The 6,419-nt window shown below is 42.7% G+C and carries 8 protein-coding genes and 2 rRNA genes (1 of these 10 only partly in view); all 10 read right to left on the reverse strand.

Going from position 1 to position 6,419, the window contains the following annotated elements:
• Nucleotides 1-86 precede the first annotated feature (86 nt).
• Nucleotides 87-455, reverse strand: a complete 369-nt coding sequence (gene yabA / locus MKZ02_RS02430; protein ID WP_120035798.1) for a DNA replication initiation control protein YabA — start codon at nt 453-455, stop codon at nt 87-89.
• A 13-nt stretch (nt 456-468) separates the two neighbouring features.
• On the reverse strand, nt 469-1,296 hold the full coding sequence (locus MKZ02_RS02435) for a PSP1 domain-containing protein (protein WP_120038033.1): 828 nt from the start codon (nt 1,294-1,296) through the stop codon (nt 469-471).
• The gene (gene holB / locus MKZ02_RS02440) at nt 1,289-2,287 is read right to left on the reverse strand and encodes a DNA polymerase III subunit delta' (protein ID WP_340851658.1); all 999 of its coding nucleotides are present in this window, start codon (nt 2,285-2,287) and stop codon (nt 1,289-1,291) included. The genes MKZ02_RS02435 and holB overlap by 8 nt, the downstream gene beginning before the upstream one ends.
• Nucleotides 2,288-2,299: 12 nt before the next feature.
• Nucleotides 2,300-2,740 carry a YaaR family protein gene (locus tag MKZ02_RS02445; RefSeq protein ID WP_120035797.1) on the reverse strand — a complete coding sequence of 147 codons (441 nt, stop codon included), beginning with the start codon at nt 2,738-2,740 and terminating at the stop codon, nt 2,300-2,302.
• Between the two features lie 14 nt (nt 2,741-2,754).
• A complete protein-coding gene (locus tag MKZ02_RS02450) occupies nt 2,755-3,084 on the reverse strand; it encodes a cyclic-di-AMP receptor (RefSeq protein WP_049665996.1) in 330 nt (109 codons plus the stop codon).
• 114 nt (nt 3,085-3,198) lie between these two features.
• A complete protein-coding gene (gene tmk / locus MKZ02_RS02455; RefSeq protein ID WP_340851664.1) occupies nt 3,199-3,846 on the reverse strand; it encodes a dTMP kinase in 648 nt (215 codons plus the stop codon).
• A gap of 16 nt (nt 3,847-3,862) precedes the next feature.
• Nucleotides 3,863-5,296 (reverse strand): aminotransferase class I/II-fold pyridoxal phosphate-dependent enzyme, encoded by a 1,434-nt coding sequence (locus MKZ02_RS02460; protein ID WP_340851666.1) that lies wholly within the window; start codon nt 5,294-5,296, stop codon nt 3,863-3,865.
• A 57-nt stretch (nt 5,297-5,353) separates the two neighbouring features.
• Nucleotides 5,354-5,548: a sigma factor G inhibitor Gin gene (locus MKZ02_RS02465; RefSeq protein WP_120035794.1), complete on the reverse strand. Its 195-nt coding sequence runs from the start codon at nt 5,546-5,548 to the stop codon at nt 5,354-5,356.
• Nucleotides 5,549-5,664: 116 nt separating this feature from the next.
• A 5S ribosomal RNA gene (gene rrf / locus MKZ02_RS02470) occupies nt 5,665-5,780 on the reverse strand.
• A 103-nt stretch (nt 5,781-5,883) separates the two neighbouring features.
• Nucleotides 5,884-6,419, reverse strand: a 23S ribosomal RNA gene (locus MKZ02_RS02475); it runs 2,396 nt beyond the window's last position.

Raw genomic sequence — 6,419 nt, forward strand, 5'->3', positions numbered from 1 at the left:
CTTCACTTAGGAAGAATGTCATCTCTCCTTAAATGATTGACAGCTCCGGCATTAGCCTTCATGGACAGCCTCATTAGCATGCTCTATTACTTTTTATTTAAAAATGATAAACAAAACAAGCAATCTTCGTCTTTACGCGGACTTCCAAAATGAATATTGCAAATATGAAAACCTTCTTGATAAAGTCTGGCAAGGTTATCATAGCCTTCACCTATATCCATCAGCTTTGAAAAGTTTTTACTGCTGGCCTCTTTGTCCATCTCTTGTCCAACTTGATTATGCGAAAGCTCAATCTCTTCAAGCCGGCGTCGTAAATGATCATTCTCTAACCGTAATGAATGATTTTCTTCCATCATTTTTGTTAAACCTTTTTTCAAATCTCCAAGCTGTTTATACAACTGGCTGATTTGCATTTCCATATCACTGACCGAATCAAGAAATTCTTTTTTTTTCACCCGTTCCACCCCATTACTCTGTGGCTTGTACTGACACGGCACCTTCCGCCCCAATTTCATCAATGGTGAATTCAAGGATCCGCTCGTGATTGAATACTTCTACTTGAAGCACCCGTTCTAAAATATTCAAACCGACAACTTTTCCGGCACCATGAGGGGTGTTTACTTTTGTACCTATATCAGGAAGAATCTCTTTTGCTGCTTCATATTCATCGTTCTCATATTTTAAGCAGCACATTAAACGACCACACAAACCTGAAATTTTAGTCGGGTTTAATGAGAGGTTCTGATCCTTCGCCATTTTTATTGAAACTGGCTCGAAATCTCCCAGAAAAGTCGAGCAGCAAAGCATTCTGCCACATGGACCAATCCCGCCAAGCATTTTGGCTTCGTCACGAACACCGATTTGCCGAAGTTCAATTCTTGTTCGGAAAATGGCAGCGAGATCTTTTACAAGCTCCCGGAAATCGACTCTTCCGTCTGCCGTAAAATAAAAAATAACCTTATTGCGATCAAACGTATATTCAACATCAACAAGCTTCATATCCAACTTATGTTCAGAAATTTTCTCACAGCAGATCTCGAAAGCTTCTTCTGCAGCTGTTTTGTTTTCTTCAACAATTAAGCGGTCTTTCTGATCAGCTTTACGGATGACTTTCTTCAAAGGAAGGACGATATCATCATCCTCTACCTTTTTCGGCCCTACTACTACTTCACCGTGTTCTACGCCTCTCGCTGTTTCTACAATTACATGGTCGTTTTTTTCAACGCCCAGATCCATTGGATCAAAATAATATATTTTACCCGCTTTTTTAAAACGTACTCCTACTACGTCATACAAAGGATGCTCCCCCCTGCAATTTTAGCACAAGCTGCTCCATTAGCAGCTGTGGATTCATATTAGCATCAAGTTTCCGCTTTGCTTCTAAAATAGCAGTTATCTGCTCTGTTGTATTTACAATGGAAGAATGAAGAGCTGTGTTCTTAAGCAAGGCAAGCTGGTCAGGATAAGCAAGACCTTGTTCTTCTCCTGTTTGGATGGACAACAAATCTTTGAAAAGCAGCAGTAAAAGATCGAGTGCCAGACTTACTTGTTGTTTATCTTTAAAATGCCCATTAAAGTCCTCCTGCAATTTTACCATTGCTTCCAATGGATTTTTGAGTAGGACTTCGTATAATTTTAACACTATCTTGCGTGACTGTGCAAACCACTCCTCGGTACCCAGACGAAACGCCTCATCAAAGTTGTTTGTCAGCCTTGAAACCAGTGCAGCCATTGGCAGGGAAACTTCTTTTTCAACGAGTTTATTTTTTAGGAGAGCTGGGGGCAGCGGTTTAAAAGAGAGGAGCTGACAACGAGAAATAATCGTTGGAAGCATTCGCTGCGCCTGTTCAGTCAAAAGCAAGGCGACTGTGTCTGCTGCTGGTTCCTCTAAAAACTTTAGCAAACTATTAGCAGCGCTCGCAGTCATCTTGTCTGCGTGGTTGATAATGTATATTTTCCTGTTCGCTTCTACAGCTGTTTTGCTAAATTCTTGTTGAAGGAATACAATCTGTTGTTTTTTGATCGATAAGCCGTCAGGCTCTACCATATGAACATCAGGATGGTTGCCGCTGTCAATCCGCCGGCAATTGCTGCACTCATTGCAAGGCATGGTCCCTTCTTTACAAAGCAAACTTTTGGCAAAATAAAAGGCGGTCTTTTTCTTACCTGTCCCCGGATCCCCCTCAAACAGGTAAGCATGAGCCACCCGGTCTTTTGCCAGGCTGTTTGTAATCATTTTGAGCACAATAGGCTGCATTTCATTTAAATCTTTCCATATATCGGACACTTTCATCCCCGCCTATGTGTATAAGTTTATAATTAATCCCTTGATCTCGCCAATTTGGCCTAATAAATCAACGGATGACTTTTCCTGCTTCATTACATCCTCTGTTAATTGAATTAATTTCTCGTCGATGGTTTCAACAGTTTTTAACTTGCGCCCTTCGCCGAATTGATTCCACGTATGCGAATTCTTCAAATTCATGCCAAAATCTACTGCTTCTTTAATAAACCGTCGTACGAGCGTCTTGTATTTAGCCATATCCTGGAAGGTTCGCGAGCGGGCCAATCTCTCTCCCGCTCCCTCAATATCAGCCAACAATTTTGTCAGCTGCTCTGTTTTCATTTGCTGGCTCTGATGCTGCACAAGTCCTGCAAATTTCGACTGTCCTGTCTGCTCTAGCTTCTGATCTGTCCGTAGCTTATCTATATTAAAGTTTATATCTTTGTTGATTTTCATCATCTATTCCCCTATTAAAATTGATGAAATTGCTCTACTGGCAAGACAAATACTGTGGCTCCACCCACCGGAACTTCTACAGGATAAGGAACATAAGAATCAGCGTTGCCTCCCATTGGTGAAACAGGTGCTACCATCTGATCACGTGACTGGCAGTTATCCTTAATAATAGCGAGTGCCCGATCAAGCCGAATATCATCTGTTCCGATGATAAATGTAGTATTTCCTGCTTTTAAAAAGCCGCCTGTTGTAGCAAGTTTTGTTGCACGGAAATTATTCTCTATTAAAGCTTGTGATAAACGATGGCTATCCTGATCCTGTACCACTGCCAAAATTAATTTCATTCCTCTTCCTCCTCTATCCTCTTTTTTCTATTATACCAAGAAAAAGATTGTTTTTTTGAATTGTACAAACAATATTGTGAAAAAAGAACCCCTTTCTCAGGAATTCTTTCATCATTACTGGCAAAGAGATCGCTCCTTAATCTTAGCCAAAATTAACTTTAGACTCTCCTGATACACAGATTCCATAGAAGCTTCTGCATTTATAACGGCAATTCGGTCTGGAAATTTGTCCGCCAACTGCAAATATCCTTCTCTTACTTTTTTATGGAAAGATAAAGCTTCTAAATCTAAACGGTTCACTTCCCGCTCTTTATGCGCTTTAATCCGATCCAGACCAATTTCCGGACGAACATCAAATAATAAAGTGAGATGAGGCATTAGTTCTCCAATCGCGAACCGGTTGATTTCATAGACCTCTTCCACGCCTAATCCTCTCGCATATCCTTGATAAGCAAGAGAACTATCGATGAAACGGTCACAAAGCACGATATGACCTTCCTCAAGAGCAGGACTCACCTTTTCCACGAGATGCTGTCTTCTTGCTGCAGCATATAATAGTGCTTCTGTCCGCCCATCCATTGAGATGTTTTCTTTATTTAAAATGACCTTCCGTATTTGCTCAGCTATAGAAATGCCGCCTGGTTCACGTGTGGCCATAACGACTTGCCCCTCTTCCTCAAGCCTTTGCGCAAGCATTTGGATAATGCTTGTCTTGCCAGCTCCCTCTGGGCCTTCAATGGTAATAAATAGTCCTTTTCTCATACAGTCCTCCACCTGGTTAGTTAGTAGCCGTTTCCTTTGTAAAAACAGCCAATTGATTTTCTCGCAACCGCTGTCCCCCTTGTATATGTACCCCTTGGGCGTGTAACTTCTCTATCGCCACAGCTTGTTCCTTGGATATCTTTTCCCCACTTATAATCAAAGGAATCCCCGGAGGATAAGGAATAACCGTTTCAGCTGCTATTCTATCTGCCGATTCCTGGATAGCTATCCATTCTATTTGGCATTTCTCCTGTGCTGTGTAGGGCAAGACTAGTGGAGATATTTTCTCCTGTTGGAGAATAGGGATGCTGTTAGAAGCATGCGATTGTCTCTCTTCTATTATAATCTCTGACAGCCTTTTTTCGGCATGGTTTAAAAAAGTATGATCTCCTTGTTTAACTAAAGGGAGCGTACATAAAACCTGTACAGGATCAGCCAGTTCTGTGTAAATATTCACATCTTCCAGTCTCTTCTGCAGTTCATATCCAGTGTATCCTGGCTTTCTAAGCAGCACTTTCAAAGGGTCATCCGGAAAAACCGTTTCTATTCCTTTCTCATATAACTGCAAAGCTAGCTTTTCTCTCATATGAACGATAAAGGCCTGATCCTCTGCTGTTACGCTAGCTAAATACGCGCGAGCCATATCTAATGAGGCCATGATTGGATAAGAAGGACTGCTGGATTGAAGAGCCTGCAAGTAAAATTCTAGCTTCTCCAGCAGTACGTTTTCGGATTGTACATGAAGGTAAGAACCCATTGTCATGGCAGGCAGCATTTTATGAGCTGAATGAACAACGATATCAGCCCCTGACTTTAAAGAAGTTTTCGGAAAGGGTTCTTGCAGAATAAAATGAGGGCCATGGGCTTCATCGACAAGAACAAATGATCCATGATGCTTTGCCAGTTGAATCAATTCTTCCATTTCCTTAGCCATGCCATAGTAAGTAGGATACGTTAAAATGACCGCTTTTGCAGCAGGAAAACGGTTATATGCTTCGGTCAATGTATGTAGACTCACTTGCCCTGCCGACTGTACGTAGCTATCATACTCTGGATCTAGAAAGACGGGATTTAATCTTGCCAGCTTCAATGCATGAAAAATAGACTTGTGAGAATTGCGTTGGACAAAAACGGTATCTCCTTCCTTACAAGTAGACATAACCATAGCCAAGTTTCCAACTGTGCTCCCATTGATTAAAAAATAACTCTTTCTTGTATTGTATAAATCCGTTAACAGCTGCTCGGCTTCTAAAATGCAGCCTTCGGGTGAATGGAGATCATCCATCCCGGATATTTCGGTCACATCATAAGCTAAAAAAATTTGAAAACCAGCAGGCAGCCCTTCCTTCCACAACGAGCCGTTCTTATGGCCCGGTACGTGAAAAGACAAAGGCTGCCGTTTAATATGCTGTTGTAATGCATCAACGAGTGGGGTACGTGTTTGTTTCAATGAATATCCTGCCTTTTCTATACTTTTCTCTTAGCCTAACACACTAAAGCGACGGGATCACGAAAAAACAGAGGGCTTTCTTATTTTGTTCAACTTTTTTACAAATTCCGCATACTTTTCAGATTCAGGCTCTGTCTGGACAATTTCTCTTTCACACTCCCAACAAATAAATGCTGTGTACACATGCATCCCTTCATTTTTTTCTTTTTCACAAACGATGCACGTTTTACTACCTTTGAATAAATTCCCCATTTTCTCCACCTCCTGAAAGCTAGTATGGCCTTGATAGGTTAAAAATATACGAATCTAGCGATTATCAGGAATGTTTTTAACAAAAAAAAGAACAGCGTCTGCTGTTCTTTTGGATTGCCTGGCAGCGTCCTACTCTCACAGGGGGAATCCCCCAACTACCATCGGCGCTGAAGAGCTTAACTTCCGTGTTCGGGATGGGAACGGGTGTGACCTCTTCGCTATCGCCACCAGACTGTATAAAGTTGAAAGAGTTTGTTCTTTCAAAACTGGATAATATGTTCAAGTAACCGGCAACTCCGTGCCATTTCATGTGTGACGCCGTTAGGCGTATCATTTAGGATAAGTCCTCGATCGATTAGTATTCGTCAGCTCCACGTGTCGCCACGCTTCCACCTCGAACCTATCTACCTGATCATCTTTCAGGGATCTTACTAGCTTGCGCTATGGGAAATCTCATCTTGAGGGGGGCTTCATGCTTAGATGCTTTCAGCACTTATCCCGTCCGCACATAGCTACCCAGCGATGCCTTTGGCAAGACAACTGGTACACCAGCGGTGCGTCCATCCCGGTCCTCTCGTACTAAGGACAGCTCCTCTCAAATTTCCTGCGCCCGCGACGGATAGGGACCGAACTGTCTCACGACGTTCTGAACCCAGCTCGCGTACCGCTTTAATGGGCGAACAGCCCAACCCTTGGGACCGACTACAGCCCCAGGATGCGATGAGCCGACATCGAGGTGCCAAACCTCCCCGTCGATGTGGACTCTTGGGGGAGATAAGCCTGTTATCCCCGGGGTAGCTTTTATCCGTTGAGCGATGGCCCTTCCATGCGGAACCACCGGATCACTAAGCCCGACTTTCGTCCCTGCTCG

Origin of the sequence: Pseudobacillus sp. FSL P4-0506 (assembly GCF_038003025.1) — a bacterium.
GTDB lineage: Bacteria > Bacillota > Bacilli > Bacillales > Domibacillaceae > Pseudobacillus.